Annotated in this window: 23 protein-coding genes; 6 read left to right on the top strand and 17 right to left on the bottom strand. The window is 72.0% G+C overall.

The annotated features are described in order from the left end of the window. Positions 1-8: 8 nt before the first annotated feature. The 3 genes from octT to rsfS are packed head-to-tail and all read right to left on the bottom strand — an operon-like array spanning position 9 to position 1,737. Entirely contained in the window at positions 9-728 is a 720-nt protein-coding gene (gene octT / locus KALB_RS08025; protein WP_042220289.1) for a diglucosylglycerate octanoyltransferase, read from the bottom strand. Continuing rightward, positions 725-1,336, bottom strand: a complete 612-nt coding sequence (locus KALB_RS08020; protein WP_025355208.1) for a histidine phosphatase family protein — start codon at positions 1,334-1,336, stop codon at positions 725-727. The genes octT and KALB_RS08020 overlap by 4 nt, the downstream gene beginning before the upstream one ends. After that, entirely contained in the window at positions 1,333-1,737 is a 405-nt protein-coding gene (gene rsfS, locus KALB_RS08015; protein ID WP_025355207.1) for a ribosome silencing factor, read from the bottom strand. The genes KALB_RS08020 and rsfS overlap by 4 nt, the downstream gene beginning before the upstream one ends. A 368-nt stretch (positions 1,738-2,105) precedes the next feature. On the opposite strand from rsfS, the gene KALB_RS08010 reads away from it, so the two are divergent. Next, a complete protein-coding gene (locus KALB_RS08010; RefSeq protein ID WP_025355206.1) occupies positions 2,106-2,492 on the top strand; it encodes an NUDIX domain-containing protein in 387 nt (128 codons plus the stop codon). Here the strand turns inward: KALB_RS08010 and nadD are convergent. Continuing rightward, positions 2,480-3,061: a nicotinate-nucleotide adenylyltransferase gene (nadD, locus tag KALB_RS08005; RefSeq protein ID WP_030109396.1), complete on the bottom strand. Its 582-nt coding sequence runs from the start codon at positions 3,059-3,061 to the stop codon at positions 2,480-2,482. The genes KALB_RS08010 and nadD overlap by 13 nt on opposite strands. 103 nt (positions 3,062-3,164) lie before the next feature. Between nadD and KALB_RS08000 the strand changes: the two genes are divergently transcribed. Then, positions 3,165-3,854 carry a nitroreductase family protein gene (locus tag KALB_RS08000; RefSeq protein WP_025355204.1) on the top strand — a complete coding sequence of 230 codons (690 nt, stop codon included), beginning with the start codon at positions 3,165-3,167 and terminating at the stop codon, positions 3,852-3,854. A 19-nt stretch (positions 3,855-3,873) separates the two neighbouring features. Beyond that, complete coding sequence (locus KALB_RS07995; protein ID WP_025355203.1) at positions 3,874-4,752, top strand: LysR family transcriptional regulator; 879 nt, start codon at positions 3,874-3,876, stop codon at positions 4,750-4,752. Here KALB_RS07995 and KALB_RS07990 read toward each other — a convergent pair. The 6 genes from KALB_RS07990 to KALB_RS07965 form a co-directional block, all read right to left on the bottom strand. Beyond that, positions 4,740-5,459 carry an SDR family oxidoreductase gene (locus KALB_RS07990; RefSeq protein ID WP_025355202.1) on the bottom strand — a complete coding sequence of 240 codons (720 nt, stop codon included), beginning with the start codon at positions 5,457-5,459 and terminating at the stop codon, positions 4,740-4,742. The two genes, KALB_RS07995 and KALB_RS07990, sit on opposite strands and share 13 nt — an antisense overlap. Before the next feature lie 108 nt (positions 5,460-5,567). Continuing rightward, positions 5,568-5,798, bottom strand: coding sequence for a ferredoxin (locus KALB_RS07985; protein ID WP_025355201.1), 231 nt, complete (start codon positions 5,796-5,798; stop codon positions 5,568-5,570). A gap of 14 nt (positions 5,799-5,812) precedes the next feature. Next, a complete protein-coding gene (locus KALB_RS07980) occupies positions 5,813-7,000 on the bottom strand; it encodes a cytochrome P450 (RefSeq protein WP_030108669.1) in 1,188 nt (395 codons plus the stop codon). Positions 7,001-7,005: 5 nt separating this feature from the next. Further along, positions 7,006-8,211 (bottom strand): cytochrome P450, encoded by a 1,206-nt coding sequence (locus tag KALB_RS07975; RefSeq protein WP_025355199.1) that lies wholly within the window; start codon positions 8,209-8,211, stop codon positions 7,006-7,008. Positions 8,212-8,305: 94 nt separating this feature from the next. Beyond that, positions 8,306-8,884, bottom strand: coding sequence for a TetR/AcrR family transcriptional regulator (locus KALB_RS07970; RefSeq protein WP_025355198.1), 579 nt, complete (start codon positions 8,882-8,884; stop codon positions 8,306-8,308). Positions 8,885-8,906: 22 nt separating this feature from the next. After that, positions 8,907-10,175 carry a glutamate-5-semialdehyde dehydrogenase gene (locus tag KALB_RS07965; protein WP_025355197.1) on the bottom strand — a complete coding sequence of 423 codons (1,269 nt, stop codon included), beginning with the start codon at positions 10,173-10,175 and terminating at the stop codon, positions 8,907-8,909. A gap of 221 nt (positions 10,176-10,396) precedes the next feature. Between KALB_RS07965 and KALB_RS07960 the strand changes: the two genes are divergently transcribed. After that, positions 10,397-12,490, top strand: coding sequence for a RecQ family ATP-dependent DNA helicase (locus KALB_RS07960; RefSeq protein ID WP_025355196.1), 2,094 nt, complete (start codon positions 10,397-10,399; stop codon positions 12,488-12,490). Positions 12,491-12,497: 7 nt separating this feature from the next. On the opposite strand, the gene KALB_RS07955 is transcribed toward KALB_RS07960, so the two are convergent. After that, on the bottom strand, positions 12,498-13,007 hold the full coding sequence (locus KALB_RS07955) for a hypothetical protein (protein WP_025355195.1): 510 nt from the start codon (positions 13,005-13,007) through the stop codon (positions 12,498-12,500). Between the two features lie 202 nt (positions 13,008-13,209). Further along, positions 13,210-14,574: a lipase family protein gene (locus tag KALB_RS07950; protein ID WP_025355194.1), complete on the bottom strand. Its 1,365-nt coding sequence runs from the start codon at positions 14,572-14,574 to the stop codon at positions 13,210-13,212. Between the two features lie 161 nt (positions 14,575-14,735). Here KALB_RS07950 and KALB_RS07945 point away from each other — a divergent pair, with 161 nt between their 5' ends. Together KALB_RS07945 and KALB_RS07940 are read left to right on the top strand one after the other, a co-directional pair. Then, positions 14,736-15,752 carry a DUF2891 domain-containing protein gene (locus KALB_RS07945; protein ID WP_042220287.1) on the top strand — a complete coding sequence of 339 codons (1,017 nt, stop codon included), beginning with the start codon at positions 14,736-14,738 and terminating at the stop codon, positions 15,750-15,752. A gap of 187 nt (positions 15,753-15,939) precedes the next feature. Beyond that, positions 15,940-16,659: a G1 family glutamic endopeptidase gene (locus KALB_RS07940; RefSeq protein ID WP_025355192.1), complete on the top strand. Its 720-nt coding sequence runs from the start codon at positions 15,940-15,942 to the stop codon at positions 16,657-16,659. Positions 16,660-16,684: 25 nt separating this feature from the next. Here the strand turns inward: KALB_RS07940 and proB are convergent, their stop codons facing one another. From proB to KALB_RS07915, 5 genes are all read right to left on the bottom strand, one after another. Then, the gene (gene proB / locus KALB_RS07935) at positions 16,685-17,800 is read right to left on the bottom strand and encodes a glutamate 5-kinase (RefSeq protein WP_025355191.1); all 1,116 of its coding nucleotides are present in this window, start codon (positions 17,798-17,800) and stop codon (positions 16,685-16,687) included. A gap of 3 nt (positions 17,801-17,803) precedes the next feature. Beyond that, positions 17,804-19,264, bottom strand: coding sequence for a GTPase ObgE (obgE, locus tag KALB_RS07930; protein ID WP_025355190.1), 1,461 nt, complete (start codon positions 19,262-19,264; stop codon positions 17,804-17,806). 140 nt (positions 19,265-19,404) lie between these two features. Continuing rightward, a complete protein-coding gene (gene rpmA / locus KALB_RS07925; protein ID WP_025355189.1) occupies positions 19,405-19,677 on the bottom strand; it encodes a 50S ribosomal protein L27 in 273 nt (90 codons plus the stop codon). Positions 19,678-19,691: 14 nt separating this feature from the next. Next, positions 19,692-20,000, bottom strand: coding sequence for a 50S ribosomal protein L21 (gene rplU, locus KALB_RS07920; RefSeq protein WP_025355188.1), 309 nt, complete (start codon positions 19,998-20,000; stop codon positions 19,692-19,694). 283 nt (positions 20,001-20,283) lie between these two features. Then, complete coding sequence (locus tag KALB_RS07915; RefSeq protein ID WP_025355187.1) at positions 20,284-23,022, bottom strand: translation initiation factor IF-2 N-terminal domain-containing protein; 2,739 nt, start codon at positions 23,020-23,022, stop codon at positions 20,284-20,286. Positions 23,023-23,115: the final 93 nt, after the last annotated feature.

Raw genomic sequence — 23,115 nt, 5'->3', positions numbered from 1 at the left:
CGACCAGCCTACGTGGCCGAGGGCTGGGCCGTGCGGACCAACTCGGCCAGGGCGTGCCCGACCGCCCGGTGGCCCGCGAAGCCCCAGTGCATGCCGTCGGGGTTGCCGTGCCCGCCGAGCACGTGCTCGCCGACCAGCGCGGGCACGTCCAGCAGGGGGATGCCGTCGCGGGCCGACCAGGCGCGGATCGCGGCGACCCCGGCGGAGCGCCCGGGGTGGGCACGGCCGTACGCGGCGGCGCGGTGCACGGAGGGCTCGAAGCCGTAGACGGGCAGGCCGGGGCGCAGGGCGCGGACCGAGCGCACGCAGTCGTGCAGGTAGCTCAGGGTCAACCGGGGCGGCAGGGCCACCGGCCAGCCGCCCATGACGCGGGACAGCACGGGCTGGGCGGCGAGGTAGGCCGCACGGGCCCTGCGGCGCAGGCCGTCCGGGCGCAGGTAGCGCAGGCCCTGCCGCAGGTAGGTCGGCAGCGGCGAGGGCAGGGTGTCCATGGAGCCCACGGCCAGCACCAGGGCGTCGGCGTGCGCCAGTTCCGCCCAGAACCGCGGGTCACCGGTGATCGCCCACCAGGCGTCGCGGGCGGTCCAGCCGAAACCCGCGACCAGGTCCGCCGCACCCCCCAGCTCGGCCGCGGCCAGGTTGGGCCACAGCCGGGGGTCGTCGGCGGGCAGCGGACCCTGCGGGCCGTGGAAGGCCAGCGAGTCGGCCACCACCAGCAGACGCGTCACGCCGCCCCGGTGTTGTAGGACAGCAGGCGCCAGCGACCGTCCCCGCCGGGACGTCGGCCCAGCACCGCCCAGTGGCAGTTGTCGTGCCCGCCCAGCAGCGGCCACACCGACAGCGGCATACCCAGCAGTTGGCCGGTCAGCGCGGTGATCAGGCCGCCGTGCGCGCACAGCAGCACGGTGCCCGACAGCTCCGTGTCCAGCTCCGCGACGACCTCGGCGGCCCTGGCGGCGACCTCCACCCGGGTCTCCCCACCGGGCGGGGCCCAGGTCGGGTCGTACTGCCAGGTGTGGATGCCGCCGGGGAAGCGCTGCTCCACCTCGGCGGAGGTCAGCCCCTGCCACTGGCCGATGTCGGTCTCCCGCAGCCGCTTGTCGATGCGCAGCGGGGTGCCGGTCGCCTCGACGAAGACCCGCGCGGTGTCGGCGGCGCGGCGCAGGTCGGAGCTGACGACCAGGCCGGGCTCCAGGGTGGCCAGCGCGGGCACGGCCGCGGCCGCCTGGGCGAGGCCCTGCTCGGTCAGCGGCGAGTCCAGGTGGCCCTGCCACTTGCCGGAGGCGTTGTGCTCGGTCTGGCCGTGCCGCCACAGCACGACACGGCTCAGGCTCATGAATCCGCCTCGGTGGGCTCCGCCTCGGTCTGCTGCCCGGCTGCCGGGTCGTGGAACTCGATGCGCGGGCAGTCCTTCCACAGCCGCTCCAGGCCGTAGAACGAGCGCTCCTCGGTGTGCTGCACGTGCACGACCACGTCCACGAAGTCCAGCAGCACCCAGCGGCCCTCGCGGGCGCCCTCGCGGCGCACCGGCTTGGTGCCCGACTCGCGCATCTTCTCCTCGACGCTGTCCACGATCGCGCCGACCTGGCGCTCGTTGGGCGCGGAGGCGAGCACGAAGCAGTCGGTGATCACCAACTGGTCGGACACGTCGAGAATCATGACGTCGTGCGCCTTCTTGTCGGCCGCAGCGGCCGCAGCCACCAGCGCCAGCCGTCGTGCCTCGTCGGTGGCTGCCACTTCTCTCCCTCGATCAACTGCTCACGTACCGGCAACGAGGGTACCGCCCTGGTGGAGGGCACTCCGCACGCAGCGAAAAAGCAGTTGCCCCGAGGGGCACCGAAACGATCAGATAGTGGTACCCGGCCGCGAAGGGCGGCCCAACCGAAGGGAGGTGCGTGAATGCTCGGCAAGTCACAGGGAGCGCTCGCGCTTCGTCCCGTCGGGCGTACGCGATAGCGCCCCGAGACTGACGAGTGAGCCCCCTCGACCCAGGGCCCGGGTCGAGGGGGTTTTTACGTGCCGAAACACGCCGCGAAAGGACCATTCGCCGCGTTCAGTGCGGTGAAAGCCACCTTCCGGTTTTGCGGGGCGGGCAGGATGGGGCGATGACGGACAAGCACCTGGTGTACTGCTGGATCGAGCGGGACGGGCAGGTGCTGTTCCTGCGCCGCGGCCCGGGCGTGTTCCTGGGCGGCAAGTGGGAGTTGCCGGGCGGCACGGTGGAGCCCGGTGAGGCGCACGAGGCGGCGGCGGTGCGCGAGGTGGCCGAGGAGACCGGTCTCACGGTGCGCCTGCTCGGGGAGCGGTCGCGGACGAGCTGGCCGGACGTGGACGGGCGCGAGCTGACCATCCACGCGCGCATCTACACCGCCGAGGAGCAGGGCAGGGGCGAGGTCGTGCTCAACCCCGCGGAGCACCAGGAGTTCACCTGGATCGCCCCGGAGCGGGTGGCCGGGCTGGACGCGGCCGAGCACTTCCGTCAGCAGCGGTAGAGCCCGCGCTTGGAGATGTACTGCACGACCCCGTCGGGCACCAGGTACCAGACCGGCTCACCGGCGCAGACCCGGTCGCGGCAGGCCGTGGAGGAGATGGCCATGGCGGGCACCTCGATCAGGCTGACCGCCCCTTCGGGCAGGTGGTGGCCGTCCAGCTGGTAGCCGGGACGGGTGACGCCGATGAAGTGCGCGCGGTCGAACAGTTCGTCCACGCGCTTCCAGGACACGATCTGCTCCAGCGCGTCCGCCCCGGTGATGAAGAACAGCTTGTCCTCCGGGTAGCGGTCGGCCAGGTCGCGCAGGGTGTCCGCGGTGTAGGTGGGGCCGTCCCGGTCGATGTCCACCCTGGACACCGAGAACCGCGGGTTCGAGGCGGTGGCGATCACCGTCATCAGGTAGCGGTCCTCGGCGGCGGCCACCTCGCGCTGGCTCTTCTGCCACGGCTGACCGGTGGGCACGAAGATCACTTCGTCCAGGTCGAACTTGGACTGCACCTCGCTGGCGGCGACCAGGTGTCCGTGGTGGATCGGGTCGAAGGTGCCGCCCATGACCCCGAGCCTGCGCATGACTGGTGAGCCTACGTAACCCCGTCCGACCTGGCGCTGTGACGCACCGCAAGTGTGAGTTGCCTCTACCGGTGGCCCCGATGTTCCGTAATACTCGAACTTCATGACGACCTGGACCCCGATGCACGGCAGGGACTACGCCGGCGTGCCCTACCGGCCCGCGCGCATGCCCGTCGAACAGTCGCTGGCCACCGCCGCGCGGCTGCGGGAGCAGATGTGGCAGCGCCGCACCGTGCGGGCCTTCTCCACCGACCCGGTGCCCGAGCAACTGGTGCTCGACGCCATCTCGGTGGCCTCCACCGCGCCCTCCGGCGCCCACCAACAGCCGTGGACCTTCGTGCTGGTGTCCGATCCGCAGGTGCGCGCGCACATCCGCGAGGCGGCCGAGGCCGAGGAGCACGAGGCCTACGCGGGACGGCTGGGCGAACAGTGGCTGTCCGCGCTGCGCCCGCTGGGCACCGACGAGCACAAGCCGCACCTGACCGACGCACCGCACCTGGTCGTGGTGTTCGAGCAGCGCTACTTCCTCGGCCCGGACGGCAGCAGCCACAAGCACTACTACGTCAACGAGTCGGTGGGCATCGCGGTGGGCATGCTGCTGACCGCCCTGCACCTGTCGGGGCTGGCCGCGCTGACCCACACGCCCAGCCCGATGCGCTTCCTGTCCGAGGTGCTGAACCGCCCGCACAACGAGAAGGCGTTCGCGGTGATCCCGATCGGCTACCCCGCGCCGGACGCCGAGGTGCCCGACCTGGTGCGCAAGTCCCTGGACCAGGTGCTGGTCCGGGTCTGAGCCCGGTACCGTCCAGCCGGTGAGTCTGCGGCGGATGGAGTACCTGCTCGCGGTGGTCGAGGACCGCTCGTTCACCAGGGCCGCCGAACGGCTCCTGGTCAGCCAGCCCGCGCTGTCCCAGCAGATCCGCGCGCTGGAGCGCGAGGTCGGCGGGGAACTGCTGGAACGGCTGACCAGGGACGTCCGGCTGACCCCGATGGGACGGGCGTACCTGCCGCACGCCCAGGCCGCGGTGAGCAGCGCGCGGCGTGCCCGCAGCGCGGCACGGGCCGTCGGCGGGCTGGACGAGGGCGAGTTGCAGATCGCCACGGTGCACTCGGTGGCGCTGGGCGTGCTGCCCGCGGCGCTGCACGTGTGGCGGCGGGACCACCCCGGGGTCGAGCTGGTGCTGCGCGAGTTCAGTGACGGCGAGGAGCTGGCCGCCCAGATGGCGCTGGGCGTCGCGGACGTGGCGATCGGCCCCCGACCGTCCACATGGGACGGTCCGGTGCGCTCGCTGGGGCACGAGGAGTTCGTGGCCGTGCTGCCCAGCGGGCTGCTGCCCGGCGGCGGCCCGCTGCGACTGTCCGAACTGGACGGTCACGACTGGGTGCTGTTCGACCGCAGCAACGGCCTGAGCACGGCCGTGGACGAGGCCTTCGCCGCGGCGGGCGTGCGGCCCGGGGTGGCGATCCGCACCCAGTCCACGGCGACCGCGCTGCGGCTGGCCGCCAGCGGCATGGGCCCGGTGCTGGTGCCCGGCAACGTGGTGCCCACCGGGTTGGCGGCCGACGTGCGGCGCCTGGACCCGCCCTGGCTGCGCGAACTCGTGGCGTACAGCCGGGTGCGGCCCACCGGGCCCGTCGCCGAGTTCGCCGAGGTGCTGGCCGAGCACGGCACGCTGGTTCAGACGAGCTGACCGCCGCCGTCCACGTGCAGGGTGGTGCCGGTGAGGAACCGGTTGCCCATGGCGAACAGCACGGCCTCGACCAGGTCCTCCGGCCTGCCGAACCGGCCGGTGGGGTTGCCGCGGGCCACCCCGTCCAGGAACTCGCGCTTGCCCTCGCCCATGCCGTCCCACAGCCCGGAGTCCACGATGCCCGGGGACACCGAGTTGACCCGCAGCGGGGCCAGTTCCAGGGCCAGCGCCTTGACCAGGAAGGACTGCGCGCCGTTGGTGGTGGCCATGACGGCGCGTCCCGGTGCGGGCCGCCAGGCGACCACCCCGGAGAACAGGGTCATCGAGCCGCCCTCGGCGAAGCGGCCCGCGAGGTGCTTGGCCAGCAGCAGCGGGCCGGTGACCTTGGCCGCGAACGCGCGCTGCACCTCGGCGAGCGCCAGCTCGGTGACCGGGCCGTTGGCGGCGGCCCCCGCCGTGGACACCAGGTGGTCGATCGTGCCCACGGAGGCGGCGAGTTCGGCCACGGTGGACTCCTCGGCCAGGTCCACCCGCCGCACGCGGACCGGGCCGGGCAACTCGCCCGCAGTCCACTCCAGCTTGCGCGGATCGGTACCGGCGAGCACGACCTCGGCGCCCGCCTTGGACACCGCGCAGGCCAGCTTGCGGCCGATGCCCGAGCCACCGCCGATGACGACAACCCGGCTGCCGGACAGTTCCACGCTCATGACGTACCTCCTGGTCGGGGTTGGGGAGCGACTCCGCAACCCTCGGCCAGGCAGGTGTCATAGGTCCAAGTCATTGTTTCTCTTGGACCGATAAGCGAGCCCTATGGCTCAGTCCACCGGGGCGATCACCTCGTCGGTGGCCGCGTTGCGCACGAGGATCGCCTCCATCGGGCAGGACTCCGCCGCCGCGATCACCGCCTCGTCCGGGTCCACCTCCTCGGCGATCGGCTCGGCGTAACCGCCCTCCAGCTTGAAGTGCTCCGGGGCCGTGCCCGCGCACACCCCCGAGCCGATGCAGTCGTGGCTGACACCGACCCGCCACCGAACATCCGTCGTCACAGTGCTTTCCTCCCTCACCACTGGACCGGGAGCTGGGACAAGCCCCGCACCAGCATCCCGGACTTCCACGGCAACCGCTCCTCCGGGACGGCGAACGCCAGTCCCGGCAGGCGGCGCACCAAGGTACCGAGCGCCACCTGCAACTCCATCCTCGCCAACGGCGCGCCGAGGCAGTGGTGCACCCCGTGCCCGAAACCGATGTGCGAGCCGGCGGTCCGGTGGAAGTCCACCTCGTCCGGACGGTCGAACACGCTCTCGTCCAGGTTGGCCGAGCCGATCGAGGCGAGCACCGGCTCCCCCGCCCTGACCAGCACGCCCGCGATCTCCACGTCCTCGGTGGCGTAGCGGGCGAACTGCGCCGCGGCACCCAGCGGGATGAACCGCATCAGCTCCTCGACGGCCTTGGGCACCAGCGTGGGGTCGGCGCGCAACTCGGCCCAGCGCTGCGGGTGGGTCAGCAGGGTGTAGACGAAGTTCGGGATGTGGCTGGCCGTGGTCTCGTGCCCGGCGACCAGCACCCCGGCGGCCAGCTGCACCAGCTCGGCCTCGGTGAGCTGGTCCTGCTCGTCCCGGGCCAGCACCATGGCGCCGATCAGGTCGTCGGTGGGCGTGACACGGCGCTGCTGCACCAACCCGGCCATGTAGCCGTACAGGTTGTCCGCGTACTGCCGCACCTGCTCGGCGCTGAGGTGTGTGCTGGACAGGAAGGCGTCCGACCAGATCCGGAAGTCCTCGCGGTCCTCGTAGGGCACGCCGAGCAGTTCGCAGATCACCGTGATCGGCAGCGGCAGGGCGAAGTCCTCCACCAGGTCGGCGGGCGCGCCCTTGGCGAGCATGTCGTCCACGAGCCCGTCGGCGATCTCCTGCGCCCGCTCGCGCAGCAGCTCCACGCGGCGCACCGTGAACGCCTTGGCCACCAGCTTGCGCAACCTGCTGTGGTCGGGCGGGTCCATGCTCAGGATGCCGCCGTCGCTGGCCTCCGCCAGCCGGGTGCGCGGCTCGTCGCGCTCCCGCGACATGGCACGGCTGAACCGGGGATCACCCAGCACGAGCTTGGCGTCCTCGTAGCGGGTCACCAGCCAGCACGGCTCCCCGAAGGGCATCCGCACCCGCACGATCGGCTCGTCGCGGCGCAGTTCGCCGTACCGCTCGTGCAGGGTCAGCCGGTCCGGGGCGCCGAACGGGTACTCCGTGGTGGTCACCGGCGTCACCAGGCCACGGGCATGGACCGCAGGCCGCGGACGAGCCTGCCGTGCTTGAACGGGACCTGCTCGGCCGGTACCGCGAAGCGCAGGTCGGGCATGCGCTTGAGCAGCGAGCCCACGGCCACCTGGAGCTCGACCCTGGCCAGCTGCGCGCCGAGGCAGTGGTGCGCCCCGTGCCCGAAGGCGATGTGCGGGTTGTGCTCCCGGTGGAAGTCCAGCTCCTCGGGCTTGTCCCAGACCGACTTGTCCCGGTTGGCGGCGGCGTTCTGGGTCAGCACGGCCTCGCCCGCGCGCACCAGCGTGCCGCTGAGCTCCACGTCCTCCAGGGCGATGCGCGGGAACCCGGCGTTGCTGCCCAGCGGGGTGAAGCGCATCAGCTCCTCGATCGCCGGGTTGAGCAGCTCCGGGTCGGCACGCAGCTCCGCCCAGCGCTCCCGGTCGCTCAGCAGGGTGTAGACGAAGTTGCCGATCTGGTTGGCGGTCGTCTCGTGCCCGGCCACCAGCAGAGTCACCCCGAACTGCACGAGTTCGGCCTCGCTGAGCCGCTCCTCCTCGTCGCGGGCCAGCACGAGCACGCCGAGCAGGTCGTCGGTGGGCTTCTCGCGGCGCTGCTCGACCAGACCGGCCAGGTACGCCTTGAGCTCGTCACGGGCCTCGGCGATCTGGTCCACGGTGTGCGCGGTCAGCGAGAGCACCGCGTCCGACCAGGCGCGGAAGCGGTCCCGGTCCTCGTAGGGCACGCCGAGCAGCTCGCAGATCATGGTGATCGGCAGCGGCAGGGCGAGGCCCTCCACCAGGTCGGCGGGCGGCCCCTGCTCGATCATGCGGTCCAGCAGTTCGTCCACCACCTCCTGGGCACGCGGGCGCAGGCCCTCCATGCGGCGGGCGGTGAAGGCCTTGGCCACCAGCTTGCGCAGCCGGGTGTGGTCGGGCGGGTCCATGGACAGCAGGTTCGGGTCGCTCTGGATCAGCGGGGCGGTGCGCGGCACGTCCCGGTTGAAGGTGGCCGCCCGGCTGAAGCGCGGGTCGGCCAGCACCGTCTTGACGTCCTCGTAGCTGGTGGCCAGCCACGCGTCCCCGCCGTAGGGCATGGACACCCTGGCCAGCTCGCCGTTGTCGCGCAGCCGCCCGTACTCGGGGTCCAGGGCCAGCTTCTCGGCCTCACTGAAGGGATAGGGACAGGCGGCGGGACGGTCCACTGCGGTCATGACGGCTCCCCATGGCCTCGACGATGTAAGCACGCGCTTACATAACGATCGTAGGCAGCCCACCACGGACGGTCAACGCGGATTTCGGGATCGTTCAGGAAGCGGGGTCGGTGTCCAGGCGTTCCAGCAGCGTGGCCGCCGCGCTGAGCACGTGCTTGGCCACCCGCTGCGGATCGGCGTCCACCAGCGGCTTCTTGCCCACCACCGAGCGCAGCATGCCCAGCCCGAGCACCCAGGCCAGCACGAGGTCGGCACGCAGGTCGGCGTCCTCGGCGTCGGTCAGCGAGATCAGCGCGCGGATGTAGTCCTCGCCCAGCTGCTTGCGGATCGCGTCGGCGGCGCTGTCGTGCCCGCTGGAGCGCAGCGCGGCGTACCAGGAACTCTGGCTGCTCGGGTCGCGCTTCTCGTCCAGCATCCTGGCCAGGGTTCTGGCCAGCACCTTCTCCGCCGGCGACTCGGCGACCAGCTCCCGGGTCTGGATCGCCAACACGGCGTGGAACAGTTCTTCCTTGGAGCCGAAGTAGCGGAACAGCAGCGACTGGTTGACCCCGGCGAGGTCGGCGATGTCGCGCACGGTGGCGCGGTCGAAACCCCGCTCGGTGAACAGTTCACCGGCGGCGCGCAGCAGCGCGGCCTTGGTCGCGTTCGCGTCACGCCGCCGCGCTTCGGTCACCGTGGCAACCTACCCGGCAGGACTAGGACGCGGGGCGAATGTGCCCTTCGCCCCAGACCACCCATTTGGATGATGTCAGCTCGGGCAGGCCCATCGGTCCCCTGGCGTGCAGCTTCTGCGTGGAGATGCCGATCTCCGCGCCCATGCCGAACTCCGCGCCGTCGGTGAACGCGGTCGAGGCGTTGACCGCCACCACCGCGGCGTCCACCCTGGCCACGAACTGGCGCGTGGCCCGCACATCCGTGCTGACCACGGCCTCGGTGTGCCCGCTGCCGTGCTCGGCGATGTGCGCCACCGCCTCGTCCAGCGAGTCGACCACGCGCAGGGCGATGTCCAGCGACAGGTACTCGGTGTCCCAGTCCTCGGCCACGGCGGGCACCACGCCCTCGGCCAGGCGCACGGCCCGCTCGTCGCCGTGCACGGTGACGCCCCGCTCGCGCAGGGCCGCCACGACCTCCGGCACGAACTTGTCGGCCACCTCGGCGTGCACGAGCAGGGTCTCCGCCGCGTTGCACACGCTGGGCCTGCGGGTCTTGGAGTTCAGCACGATCTCGCGCGCCACGTCGAACTCCGCGGCCCGGTCCACGTACACGTGGCAGTTGCCGACCCCGGTCTCGATCGTCGGCACGGTGGCGTTGCGCACCACGGCGTCGATCAGCCCCGCACCACCGCGCGGGATCACCAGGTCCACCAGCCCGCGCGCGGTGATCAGGTGCTGCACCGAGGCACGGTCCGCGCAGGGCAGCAGCTGCACTGCGTCAGCCGGGAAGTCGTTGGCCACCAAGGCATCCCGCAGCACGGTGACCAAGGCGGAGTTGGACTGCTCCGCGGAGGAGGAGCCGCGCAGCAGCACCGCGTTGCCCGCTTTGAGCGTGAGCCCCGCGGCGTCCACGGTGACGTTGGGCCGCGCCTCGTACACGATGCCGACCACGCCCATGGGCACGCGCACCTGGCGCAGTTCCAACCCGTTGGGCAGCACGGAACCCCGCTGGACCTCACCGACCGGGTCCGGCAGACCCGCCACGGTGCGCAGGCCCTCGGCGATGCCGTCGAGCCGGGACCCGGTGAGCGCCAGGCGGTCCAGCAGCGCGTCCGTGAGGCCAGCGGCCCTGCCCGCGGCCAGGTCCCGCTCGTTGGCCGCCAGCACCTCCGGCGCACGGTCCAGCAGTGCGTCGGCCATGGCGCGCAGCACGGCGTCCTTGCGCTGGCGGTTCTCCGTCGCCAGCGCGGTCGCCGCCACCTTCGCCCGTCGAGCCGCCTGGTGGACCTCGTCGCGCAGTGAGTCGCTCACCTGTTGGATTGTAGAACAATCTGTGAGTCGGGCGACAGTGGCCGCGTGGGCGCGCCGGTGCCTGGAGGCCGGGCAGGACCCAGCCCATCGGCCGGTCACCAGCACATGTCGCGCGTGGGACGGCATCCTGCCCGGCCGAAGGCACCGGTTACGAGCGCCCGAGCCCCGGCGCGGAACGCGCCGGAAAAAGCACTGTCAGACCCGTGGGGTATGCATGGGGTGTGGACGAACTCGCACTGCGCGACCTCGCCGAGGAACGGCTCCGGGCACTGGCCGGTCCGGAGGCGAGACTGCGCGAGGACCAGTGGACCGCCATCAGCGCGCTGGTCTCGCAGCGCCGCCGCGCGCTGGTGGTGCAGCGCACCGGGTGGGGCAAGTCCGCGGTCTACTTCGTGGCCACCGCGCTGCTGCGCGCGCTGGGCGAGGGGCCCACGGTGATCGTCTCCCCGTTGCTGGCGCTGATGCGCAACCAGGTCGCGGCCGCGGCGCGGGCCGGGGTGCACGCGGCGACCATCAACTCCGCCAACACCACCGAGTGGGACCAGGTCCAGCAGTCGGTCGCCGATGGCGAGGTGGACGTGCTGCTGGTGAGCCCGGAACGGTTGAACAACCCGGACTTCCGGGACGCGGTGCTGCCCTCGCTGACGGCGAGCGCGGGCCTGCTCGTGGTGGACGAGGCGCACTGCATCTCCGACTGGGGCCACGACTTCCGCCCCGACTACCGGCGGCTGCGCACCCTGCTGGCCGGGCTGCCGGACGGGGTGCCGGTGCTGGCCACCACGGCCACCGCCAACGACCGGGTGGTGCACGACGTCACCGACCAGTTGGGCATCGGCGCGGGCAACGAGTCCACCCTGGTGCTGCGCGGGCCACTGGACCGGGAGAGCCTGCACCTGGCCGTGGCCCGGCTGCCCAGCACCGAGGCACGGCTGGGCTGGCTCGCCGAGCGGCTGCCGGAGCTGCCCGGTTCCGGGATCATCTACACGCTGACCGTGTCCTCCGCCGAGGACGTGGCCGCGTTCCTGCGCGAGCGCGGGTTCGCCGTGGCCTCCTACTCGGGCAAGACCGATCCGGCCGAGCGCGAGCAGGCCGAGTCGGACCTGCTGGCCAACCGGGTCAAGGCGCTGGTGGCCACCTCGGCGCTGGGCATGGGTTTCGACAAGCCGGACCTGGGTTTTGTCGTGCACCTGGGCGCCCCGCAGTCGCCGATCGCCTACTACCAGCAGATCGGCCGCGCCGGTCGCGGGGTGCGCCGGGCCGAGGTGGTACTGCTGCCCGGCCGCGAGGACCGCGAGATCTGGAACTACTTCGCCTCACTGGCGTTCCCCCCGGAACCCGTTGTGCGCCAAGTGCTCGACGCGCTGGCCAACGCGGGCCGCACGCTGTCCACCGCGGCGCTGGAGCCGATGGTGGAGCTGTCCAGGAGCCGCCTCGAGGTGGTGCTCAAGGTGCTCGACGTGGACGGGGCGGTGCGTCGCGTGCGCGGGGGCTGGGAGTCCACCGGGCAGCCGTGGCAGTACGACGCGCAGCGCTACGGGCGCATCGCGCAGGCGCGGTCCGCCGAGCAGCAGGCGATGCTCGACTACCTGGACACGACGGGCTGTCGCATGGAGTTCCTGTTGCGGCAGTTGGACGATCCCGCCGCGGCCCCCTGTGGGCGCTGCGACAACTGCACCGGCCGCGGTTGGTCCACCGAGGTGTCCGAGTCGGCCGCCTCCTCGGCCCGCGACCGGCTGCGGCGGCCCGGGGTGGAGCTGCCCGCCCGGCGGCAGTGGCCCAGCGGCATGTCCGCGCTGGGCGTACCGCTCAGCGGCAAGATCGGCCCCGCCCAGGTCGCCGCCGAGGGCCGCGTGCTGGGTCGGCTCACCGACATCGGCTGGGGCACCCGGCTGCGTGAACTGCTCGCCGACTCCGCGCCCGACCAGCCGGTGCCGGACGAGGTGTTCGCCGCCTGCGTGCAGGTGCTGGCCGCCTGGCGCTGGGCGGAGCGGCCGACCGGGGTGGTCGCCATCGGCTCACGGCGCCGCCCGCAACTGGTGTCCAGCCTGGCCCGGCGGCTCGCCGAGATCGGTCGGCTGACCTACCTCGGTGCCGTGGTCTCCGGCGGCGAGGGCAGTCTGCGCTCCAACAGCGCCCAGCGGCTCGCCGGGCTCTGGCAGGGGCTGAGCCTGCCCGCCGGGCTGACGCCCGACGGGCCCGTGCTGCTCGTCGACGACCTGGTGGACAGCGGGTGGACCATGACCCTGGCCACGAAGCTGGTGCGTGAGGCAGGAGCCCCCGCCGTCCTGCCCTTCGCCCTGGCGGCGACCAACTGAGGTTCGCTCAGCCCGCCGCGCAGTCGTACGCCTCCACCGACCGCACGCTGAGGCTGGTGACCTTGCCGTCAGCGATGCCGAAGTCGAACCGGTTGCGGGCGTTCTGCGGGGTGACCGTGCTGAAGAAGGCGTGGTTGTTGCGGGTGCCGAAGCTCCCGGCCGGGTAGAGGCCCTGGAGGTCCGCCGCCGAGGTGCCGACCCGCACCCCTTCCTTGGTGTGCGTGCCCTTTGGCGCCGGAACCTGGTACACGCCATAGGTCTTGGAGATGGTGACCCAGTCCGCGGCCCCGTAGACCCAGCGGTAGGAGCCACAGTCCTCGGTGTTGACCCCGTTGGTGAGCTTCCCCGTGGCCAGCGCGCTCTCCTGGCTCATGCCCACGTAGATCGGGCCGTAGCCGTCCGACCTGAACAGCGAGTCGGTCGCGGCCGTCGCCGTGCCCTGGACCGCGCAGACCATCGAGGTGGCGAGCAGGCCACCAACGAGAAGCGTGCGGGTCCCCCTGGACAGTGCGTTCACTGACTTTCCCCCTAGCGATGGTATCGGCCCCCTGGCCGATGTTCTGCTTGCACCCCGGGAGACGCCCACCCCCTCATGAGGGTTGCGCACCGCTTCAGCCCGGTGAGCCGAGCAGTCCGAACACCTCGACCGCCGCCCCTGCTCAGCGAAGCGCGGTGGCGGAGGTGGGGAGTGGCACGGGTCCACTCCCCACCTGGGGGGCTCACACCATGTCGGCGGGACCGACCGGACGGCCCGCGAGGGCGAGCAAGTCCTTGGCCAGCACGGTGCCCAGCACCCGCAAGGCCTCCGGCGAGAGCAGCGAGGACACCACGGTCGAGGTCGTGCACCCGGCAGCGACGGGCTTGTCCGCGAACCGGTCCTTGAGCCAGATCAGCGCGTCGGGCGCACCGGTGGCGACCAGGGCGACGTGTTCGCTGAGGATGTCGCGCTGGTAGGTGACCCGGGCACCGTCAGCGCAGTACCTCGGCACCACGGTGTCGGAGTTGGCCTTGATCGGCACCAGCTCGTCGTTGACCGAGTGGTAGACGAACAGCGGGGCCTTGGGCGTCTGCTTGCCCATCAGCACATCGCTGAGCACCTGCTTGGGCACCGGCTGGCTGAGCGGGTCTTTGATGGTGAAGTACTTGAACAGGTCGGTGAAGGCGAAACCCTGGGCGTTGGCGGAGTTGCACTGCGAGGCCGCCTTGGCGAAGGCGGTCCTGCCCTCCGGGGTCAGGTAGGTGTTCAGGAAGTCGTCGAGTTCCGGGTACGCCTGGCGCAGCCCGGCGATGCCGCTCATCGCGATCCCGGCGAAGAACGAGCCGTTGGCGGCGTCGAGCACGCTGCGTGGGTCCACCGGCAGGCCGCCTTCGGCCACGCCGACCACGTTCAGCTCGGGCGCGTAGCTCGCCTGCAACTCCGAGGCCCAGCCGCTGGCCAGCGCGCCGCCGGAGTAGCCCCAGGCGCCGACCTTGGTGTTGACCCCGTTCAGCCCGGCGGGGCCGAAGTTCTCCGTGGCGCGGATGCCGTCCAGCACCGCCTGCCCGGCCTGCCTGCCCGCGACGTAGGCGCTCCTGGGGCCCTCGTAGTCGGGCACGGTGACCGCCCAGCCCTGTTGCAGGGCGGCGTCGATGAGCAGGATCTCCGCCTGCGCAACGATGTTCTCGTTACCGGCACCCCGGCGCAACTGGTAGGACATGGCGCACTGCGGGGCCGCGCTGTCCTCGGCGACCTGGTACGACACCAGCGGCCGGGTGGCCGAGGGCTGCGCGCCATAGGGCAGCAGCACGGTGGTCACGGTGGCCTGCGGCGCGCCCTTGGTGTCGGTGGTGCGGTAGAGCACCTGCCAGGACTGGACCTTCTGCGGCAGCAGCCCGAAGGCGGTGGCCTCGACCTGCCGGGAACGCAGCACGGTGCCCGGCGCGGTCGCCTCGTAACCACTGGGCGGCTGGTAGAACGGATCGCTCTGCGGCGGGGGCGGTGCGGTGGCAGCCGCCGCAGGCGTGCCGACGGCGGCGGTGGCGCCGGCGAGGACCAGCGTCGCAGCCGCCAGGGCCACCCGCCCGGTCCACCTCGGTGTGCTCATCGCCGCACCTCGCTGACGCTCGTCGCGTGCGTTCGCACAGGCACCGCGCTGAATGACTCGCTCGCAAGCTCGCTCATCGACGCTCCAATGTGAAAAGAGTTCTGACCACACTGCCCAACGAGCGGCCCGGTGTGGCGTTACGCACATGACACGATCGAGGCATGGAACACCTGGGGCGAGCACGCCGACTGGACCTGTTGACCGCACACGCAGCCGAGTTCGCCGAGGCGGGCTTGGCCAACGTGGTGCGCGAGTTCCCCTACGACATGCGCAACGTGGTGAACCATGTCGGCGACTACCCGCAGCGCCCACGCGATGTGCACCCGGCCTTCTACGGCTGCTTCGACTGGCACTCCTGCGTGGAGATGCACTGGATGCTGGTGCGCCTGCTGCGACTGGTCCCCGAGCAGGTGCCCGTCGACCGCGTCCGCGCGGTGCTCGACGCGCACCTGACACCGGAGAACCTGGCCGCCGAGACAGCGCGCTGCCGCGAGCGTGGCGTGCCCACGCGTTCCTACGGCAGCGGCTGGGCACTGACCCTGGCCGCCGAGTTGGCCACCTGGGACGACCCGGACAGCAGGCGCTGGGCCGAGGCAGTGCGCCCGCTCGCGGAGGTCTGCGTGGAGTCCACCCTGCGCCGACTGCCCAAGTCGACCTATCCGATCCGGCAGGGCGCGCACGCCAACAGCGCGTTCGGCCTGTCCCGGGCGCTGGGCTGGGCGCGGCTGGCCAGCCCGGAACTGCTCGAGGCCGTCACCTCGACGGCCATGCGCTGGTTCGCCGCCGACACCGATTACCCGGCCAGGTGGGAACCGGACGGAGCGGACTTCCTGTCCCCCGCGCTGTGTGAGGCCGAACTGATGACGGAGTTGTTGCCACCGGATCAATTCCCGCACTGGTTCGACGCATTCCTGCCGAAAACGGAATTCACGCCCGCAGTGGTCTCCGACGACACCGACGGGCAAATCGCCCATCTGCACGGGCTGAACCTGAGCAGGGCCTGGGCCATGCTGCGCATCGCCACCGCCCTGCCCGACGGGGACCACCGAGTGGAATCCCTGCTGGCCAGCGCGGTTGCGCACGCCGAACCGGAGCTGTCCAACAGCACCGGCAGCGACTACATGGTCGAGCACTGGCTGGCCGCCTACGCCGTGCTCTACCTGGGTGAGGGCGAATAGGAAATCGACAGGAACACCCGTCGAAAGTAGCTACCGGACACCCGTTTGTTGAGATCAGGATCGTGTCCGGAGGACCTGATCAGTTCTCCGGACACGATTTTTCCCTGCCCGTCCCTCCACCACCCCTGCAGGTGTGGCGCCGAGCCGATCAGCGATGGCGCGCGCCGGTGAAAGGATCGGAAATCACATGTCCAGCACCAGTGTGACCCGAGTGCTCGCCGCGGCCACCCTCGCCGCGGCCAGCCTGGTCGCGGGCACCGCGGCGGCCGCGACCCCGGTCGGGTTCGGCCCGCAGATGCGCTTCGGCCACGGCAGCGGCACCAGCTTCTCCGGCGGCAACTGGGGCGGCTACGTCAGCTTCGGCAGCTTCACCACGGCCACCGCAAGCTGGACCGAGCCGGCCGTGACCTGCAACTCCTCCAACGACCTGTTCGCGCCCTGGGTGGGCATCGACGGGGACGGCTCCTCCAGCGTGGAGCAGACCGGCGTGGCCACCGACTGCTCCAGCGGGCACGCGGTCTACCAGGGCTGGTACGAGATGTACCCGGCCGCCCCGGTGTACTACAGCAACCCGGTCAGCGCGGGCGACCACTTCACCGCCACGGTGACCCGCTCGGGCACCAGCTACAAGCTGGACCTGACCGACACCACCAAGGGCTGGACCAAGACGATCACCAAGTCCGCGAACGCCAAGCACTCCTCGGCCGAGGCGATCATCGAGTCGCCCACCGACTCCTACCCGACCATCAGCGGGGGCAAGGTCTCCTTCACCGGGGTCAAGTTCGACGGCAAGAGCCTGGCCAGCACCAGCCCGCAGGGCCTGGACGCCGACGACCGCGGCAGCTACACCTGGAGCCCCGGCTCGATCGGCTCCGACGGGCAGAGCTTCAGCCTGACCCGGCACTGACCGGTTCGCCGCTGCCGCAACGGGTTCAGCGCCGGTGCGGCAGCGGCACCAGGTCGTCCGCATGCACCACCTCGCGCCGCTGCTCGGGCGCGAGGTGCTTGCTGGACCGGCCGATCATGCCGGGCAGTTCGGCCGCGTCGAAGGCCACCACCCCGCGGGCCACCACCCGACCGGCCAGGTCGGTCAGGTCGACCACGTCGCCCGCGTCGAAGTTCCCGTCCACCCCGGTGATGCCCGCGGCCAGCAGGGACCGGCGGCGGTCCACCACGGCGGCCACCGCCCCGTCGTCCAGGCTCAGCCTGCCCGCGGCGTCGGCGGCGTGCGCCAGCCAGAACCGGCGGGCCGACAGCCGCGCCCCGGTCGCCGCGAAGGCCGTGCCGACCTCGGCGGAGCCCAGGGCCGAACCCGCGTGCTCGGCCGAGGCCAGCAGCACCGGGATGCCCGCGGAGGCCGCGAGCCGGGCAGCCGCCAGCTTGGAGGCCATGCCGCCGGTGCCCAGCCCGGAAGCCCCGGTCGTACCGGCACTCACACCGTCCACATCGGACTCACTGAGCACCTCGGCGATGCGCCGCGCCCCGCCCTTGCGCGGATCCCCGTCGTAGAGCGAGTCCACATCGGACAGCAGCACCAGCGCGTCGGCGGCGACCAGGTGCGCCACCAGCGCGGCGAGCCGGTCGTTGTCGCCGAAGCGGATCTCGTCGGTGGCCACGGTGTCGTTCTCGTTGACCACCGGCACCACGCCCAGCGCGAGCAGGCGGGAGAAGGTCCGCTGCGCGTTGCGGTAGTGCGAGCGCCGCACGACGTCGTCGGCGGTCAGCAGCACCTGGCCGACCGTGAGCCGATGCTGGGCGAAGGACGCCGCGTAGGCGTGGATCAGCGTCAGCTGTCCGACGCTGGCCGCGGCCTGCTGGGTGGCCAGGTCGCGGGGACGCCGGGGCAGCCCCAGCGGGGCGAGACCGGCGGCGATCGCCCCGGAGGACACCAGCACCACCTGACTGTTCCCCGCCCGCGCGGCCAGGGCGTCCACCAGCGCGGACAACCGCGCCTGGTCCAGCCCGCCCTGGGCGGTGGTCAGCGAGGAGGAGCCGACCTTGACCACGATCCGGCGGGCGCCCGCGACCTCGCGCCGAGCCTGAGACACGGGCTACTCCTCGAAGTCCTCGTCCTCGAACGGGTCGCCCGCACCGGGTGCCCGACGGGCCTTCTTCGCCGCCTTGCGCTCGGCAGCGCCGATCCGGTTGTTCTGCTCCAGCCGCACGTCCGAGCCGCGCCCGGTCATCAGCACGGCGATGCCCGCGGGCGTGGACGGCTCCCAGTCGAAGGACACGTCCCCGATGGTCACCGGGCACCCCGGCACGGCACCGGCCTTGGCCAGCGCCTCCTCCACCCCCAACCGGGCGAGGCGGTCGGCCAGGTAGCCCACGGCCTCGTCGTTGGAGAACTGGGTCTGCCGCACCCAGCGCTCGGGCCGCTCGCCGCGCACGATGAACCCGCCCGGCTGCTCCGGGTCGGCGATCACGGTGAAGCCGCTGTCGTCCACGGCGGTGGGCCGCAGCACGATCCGGGTCGGCTCCAGGATCGGCTGGGCGGCCCGGTGCTCGGCCACCGCGGCGCCCAGCGCGAAGGTCAGCTCACGCAGCCCCTCCCGGCTGGCCGTGGACACCTCGAACACGGGCAGCCCGCGCTCGGTGAACTCCGCGCGCACCATCTCGGCCAGTTCCTTGGCCTCGGGCACGTCCACCTTGTTCAGCACCACCAGGCGCGGCCGGTCGGCCAGCTCCCCGCCCAGCGAGGGCGTGTACTTGGCGAGCTCGGCCTCCAGAGCGTCGTAGTCCGACACCGGGTCCCGGTCGGTCTCGTAGGTGGCGCAGTCGATCACGTGGACCAGCACGGCGCAGCGCTCGATGTGGCGCAGGAAGTCCAGGCCAAGGCCCTTGCCGTCGCTGGCCCCGGGGATCAGCCCGGGCACGTCGGCCACGGTGAACACGTTCTCGCCCGCGGTGACCACACCCAGGTTGGGCACCAGGGTGGTGAAGGGGTAGTCGGCGATCTTGGGCCGGGCCGCGGACAGCACCGCGATCAGCGAGGACTTGCCCGCCGAGGGGAAGCCGACCAGGCCGACGTCGGCCACCGACTTCAGCTCCAGCACCAGTTCCCTGGTCTCGCCCTCCTCGCCGAGCAGGGCGAAGCCGGGCGCCTTGCGGGCCTTGGAGGCCAGCGCCGCGTTGCCCAGGCCGCCGTGCCCGCCCCGGGCCGCGACCAGGCGCGTGCCGGGACCGACCAGGTCGGCCAGCACCTCGCCCTCGGTGTTGAGCACCACGGTGCCGTCCGGCACGCGCAGCTCCAGGTCCTCGCCCTGGGCCCCGTCCCGGTTGGCGCCCTGGCCCTGGCGGCCGTTGGTGGCGCGGGCGTTGGGGCGGAAGTGGAAGTCCAGCAGGGTGTGCACGCTGGGGTCGACCACCAGCACCACGTCACCGCCGCGACCACCGTTGCCGCCGTCCGGCCCGCCAAGGGGCTTGAACTTCTCGCGGTGCACCGAGGCGCAGCCGTTGCCGCCGCCGCCAGCGGCAACGTTGATGGTCACGCGATCGACGAAGCGAGACACGGGGTTGGTCCTTCATTCGCATGCGGGGGTCCGGGGGCTTGCCCTCCGGCGTGGGGCGTGGGGGCGCGGCCCCCACAAGACACAAACGAGCGACGTGGTCCGCACATTCCGCGGACACACGTCGCTCGGTCGCTCGTTTCTCAGGCGGAGGCTGCGAGAGCCTCGACCGGGACGATGTTGACGGTCTTGCGGCCGCGCTTGATGCCGAACTGGACGGCACCCGGCTGCAGAGCGAACAGCGTGTCGTCCTTGCCGCGGCCGACGTTCACGCCCGGGTGGAACTTGGTGCCGCGCTGGCGGATCAGGATCTCGCCGGCCTTGACGACCTGACCACCGAAGCGCTTGACCCCGAGGTACTGCGGGTTGGAGTCACGGCCGTTGCGGGAGCTGGATGCACCCTTTTTGTGTGCCATGGCTGGTCAGGTCCTCACTTGTTGATGCCGGTGACCTCAACGCGGGTCAGCTTCTGGCGGTGACCCTGGCGCTTGTGGTAGCCGGTCTTGTTCTTGAACTTGTGGATGCGGATCTTGGGGCCCTTGGTGTGCTCGACGACCTTGGCGGTCACCGAGACCTTGCCCAGGGTCTCAGCGTCGGCGATCACATCGCCGCCGTCGACGACGAGCAGCGCAGCGAAGCTGACCTCGGCGCCCGGCTCGCCATCGAGCTTCTCGACCTGGACGACGTCGCCGACGGCCACCTTGTACTGCTTGCCGCCGGTCTTGACGATCGCGTACATCGGGGCGGAAGTCTCCTGCTACTCGACGTTGACGGGGTGCGCCGCTCTGGACATGGACAGTCCGCACAGGAATTCGCTGCCTGAGCAAAATTCCCCGCGGGAGGTGTCACCGGCCGGGCTGGCGCACAACGGGACCCACCGGATGGGGGCCACTCAAGAGATTACGGGCCGGGTGGACGGGAGGTCAAACCGGGGTGTCCACAAGGCCCCCGCGGTGAGCACCGTCACCGGCTCGCACGTCCAGCCCACCGGCGAACCGGTGGGCTGGACCTGGGCGGACTGCTCAGTCCTGGCTGGCCGCGCTGACCGGCGGGCCCGCGGGCCGCGAGGCAGCGCGCCGCGAGCGGCGACGGGCGGTCGCGGGCTTGGCCGCGGCCTCCGGGGCCCGCTCGGGCTCGGCCACGGCCACGTGGTGCCCGTTGGCCTGCTCCAGGGTGGGCTGCTCGGGCACCTCGTAGGGCACCGACACCTCGGCCTTGCCGACCTCCAGCGCCGCCACCGGCGTGCTGGTCACCGGCTCCGGGCTGGTCACCGGCTCCGGCCGCACGGCGGGCTGCTCGGCCGGGGCCTGCTCCTGCTGAGCCTGTTCCGGCTGGGCCTGCTCCGGCTTGGCGTCCTCGTGCTTGACGTCCTCGTGGTGCTTGGCGTCCTCGTGCTTGTCGGCGTGCCGGTTGCGGTTGCGCTTGCGCCCGCCGCCGGACTGGCCACCGCCGTTGGCGTGCCCGTTGCCGTTGTTGTTGCCGTTGCCGTTGTTGCCGCCACCGCCGTGCGAGTGCACCGGCTCGGCGGTCACCACGACGCCCCGGCCCCGGCAGTGCTCACAGGTGCTGCTGAACGCCTCCAGCAGGCCGGTGCCGACCCGCTTGCGGGTCATCTGCACCAGGCCCAGCGAGGTCACCTCGGCCACCTGGTGACGGGTCCGGTCCCTGCCAAGGCACTCGGTGAGCCTGCGCAGCACCAGGTCCCGGTTGGACTCCAGCACCATGTCGATGAAGTCGATCACGATGATGCCGCCGATGTCGCGCAGCCGGAGCTGGCGCACGATCTCCTCGGCCGACTCCAGGTTGTTGCGGGTGACCGTCTCCTCGAGGTTGCCACCCGACCCGGTGAACTTGCCGGTGTTGACGTCGATGACGGTCATCGCCTCGGTGCGGTCGATCACCAGGTAACCGCCCGAGGGCAGCCACACCTTGCGGTCCAGCGCCTTGGTGATCTGCTCGTCGATGCGCTGCTCGGTGAACACGTCGTTGGTGCCCACGTGCTTGCGCAGCCGCTCGGCCAGGTCGGGCGCCACGTGCCGGACGTAGGCGTCGATGGTGTCCCAGGCGTCCTCGCCCTGCACGATCAGCGCGGAGAAGTCCTCGGTGAACAGGTCCCGCACGACCTTGACCAGCAGGTCCGGCTCCTCGTAGAGCAGCTGGGGCGCCTGGGCCTTGGGCGTGTCGGCCTTCTGCTTGATGACCTCCCACTGGGCCTGCAGGCGCTGCACGTCCCGGCCCAGCTCCTCCTCGGCGATGCCCTCCGAGGCGGTGCGGATGATCACACCGGCGTCCTCGGGCACGACCCGCTTGAGGATGTCCTTGAGGCGCTTGCGCTCGTTGTCCGGCAGCTTGCGGCTGATGCCGGTGGCCCCGCCACCGGGCACGTAGACCAGGAAGCGGCCGGGCAGGCTGATCTGGGTGGTCAGCCGGGCGCCCTTGTGCCCGACCGGGTCCTTGGTGACCTGCACCAGCACACTGTCCCCGGTGGACAGCGCCTGCTCGATCTTGCGGGCCTTGCCCTCCAGACCGGCGGCATCCCAGTCCACCTCACCGGCGTAGAGCACGGCGTTGCGGCCGCGCCCGATGTCGACGAAGGCGGCCTCCATGCTGGGCAGCACGTTCTGCACGCGGCCCAGGTAGACGTTTCCCACCAGCGAGCCGGTGCCCGCGGAGGTCACGAAGTGCTCCACGAGCACCCCGTCCTCCAGCACGGCGATCTGCGTGCGGTCCCCGCGCTCGCGCACGACCATCTTGCGCTCGACGGCCTCGCGGCGGGCCAGGAACTCGGCCTCGGACAGGATCGGCACGCGGCGGCGGCCCGCCTCGCGGCCGTCCCTGCGGCGCTGGCGCTTGGCCTCCAGCCGGGTGGAGCCGCGGACGCTGCGCACCTCGCTCTGCGCGGCGGCCGAGTCGGCCCGGTCCTTGTCCTGCTCCTCGCGGGCGGGCGAGTTGCGCACGTGCACGACGGTGTTCGGCGGGTCGTCCGAGGTGCTCGCGGCCTCGCTGTCCTCCCCGCCCTTGCGGCGGCGACGGCGACGACGGCGACGGCTGCCCCCGTCCGCCTCGGCCTCCTCCTCGGCGGACGCGTCCTGCTCGGGCGCCTCGGCCTGCTCGGCGGGGGCCTCCGGCTCGCCCTGCTCCTCGTCGTGGTCCGAGTCGCTCTCGGCGCCGCCCTTGCCCCGGCCACGGCCACGGCGACCCCGGCGACGACGACGGCGGGTGCCGTTCTCGTCCTCGCCGTCCAGGTCCTCGTGGTCCTCCTCCTGCTCGGCCTGCTCCGGCTCGGCGGGCTGCTCGGCCACGACGACCGGCTCCGGCTTGCGCCTGCTCTTGGCGGGCGCGGCCTCGGCGGGCGGCAGGAAGACCACCGAGGGCGGCGCGAACACCGGGGCCAGCGCCACGGCGGTCTCGTCCTCGGCGTCCACCGGGGTGTCCTCGGGGGCCTCGGGCTCCTCCTCGACCGCCTCCTCGGCGGCGGGCGCCTCCTGCTCGACCGGGCTCAGCGTGTACGCGACGCGCACGGCGATGTCCCTGGCCACGCTGGACTGCGGGCTGCGCACGGCCTCACCGAGGTCGGTGAGCACCGCGAGCACGTCCTTGCTGGCCGCACCGAGCAGCTTGGCCAGTGCGTGCACCCGGAGCTTCTCCGGGAGCTCGGCACCGAGCAGGGGGTGGTGGTCCTGTGCGGTGGTGTCGACACTGGGGATGGCTGTGGTCTTCACCCCGCCGGTCGTACCGGCGGGGCGTCGCTTGTTCGGCATGTAGCTCCTCCGCCCCCGGGCGCGTCCGGTGATCGGACGCGGCCGCGCAGGGGCCTTTCGTTCTGTCTCCGCCGCCGGTGGCGACGGGAATCC

Source organism: Kutzneria viridogrisea DSM 43870, assembly GCF_000525635.1.
In the GTDB taxonomy this organism is placed as follows: domain Bacteria; phylum Actinomycetota; class Actinomycetes; order Mycobacteriales; family Pseudonocardiaceae; genus Kutzneria; species Kutzneria viridogrisea.
Note: the sequence above shows the minus strand (reverse complement) of the source record. Positions and strands in the feature narration are given on the sequence as shown.

Bases quoted from the DNA above. Each gene is read 5' to 3' on its own strand.
- KALB_RS08020 (WP_025355208.1), bottom strand. From the start codon at position 1,336: ATGAGCCTGAGCCGTGTCGTGCTGTGGCGGCACGGCCAGACCGAGCAC.
- KALB_RS08010 (WP_025355206.1), top strand. From the start codon at position 2,106: ATGACGGACAAGCACCTGGTGTACTGCTGGATCGAGCGGGACGGGCAG.
- nadD (WP_030109396.1), bottom strand. From the start codon at position 3,061: ATGCGCAGGCTCGGGGTCATGGGCGGCACCTTCGACCCGATCCACCAC.
- KALB_RS08000 (WP_025355204.1), top strand. From the start codon at position 3,165: ATGACGACCTGGACCCCGATGCACGGCAGGGACTACGCCGGCGTGCCC.
- KALB_RS07990 (WP_025355202.1), bottom strand. From the start codon at position 5,459: ATGAGCGTGGAACTGTCCGGCAGCCGGGTTGTCGTCATCGGCGGTGGC.
- KALB_RS07975 (WP_025355199.1), bottom strand. From the start codon at position 8,211: ATGACCGCAGTGGACCGTCCCGCCGCCTGTCCCTATCCCTTCAGTGAG.
- KALB_RS07950 (WP_025355194.1), bottom strand. From the start codon at position 14,574: ATGAGCACACCGAGGTGGACCGGGCGGGTGGCCCTGGCGGCTGCGACG.
- KALB_RS07945 (WP_042220287.1), top strand. From the start codon at position 14,736: ATGGAACACCTGGGGCGAGCACGCCGACTGGACCTGTTGACCGCACAC.
- KALB_RS07940 (WP_025355192.1), top strand. From the start codon at position 15,940: ATGTCCAGCACCAGTGTGACCCGAGTGCTCGCCGCGGCCACCCTCGCC.
- rpmA (WP_025355189.1), bottom strand. From the start codon at position 19,677: ATGGCACACAAAAAGGGTGCATCCAGCTCCCGCAACGGCCGTGACTCC.
- rplU (WP_025355188.1), bottom strand. From the start codon at position 20,000: ATGTACGCGATCGTCAAGACCGGCGGCAAGCAGTACAAGGTGGCCGTC.
- KALB_RS07915 (WP_025355187.1), bottom strand. From the start codon at position 23,022: ATGCCGAACAAGCGACGCCCCGCCGGTACGACCGGCGGGGTGAAGACC.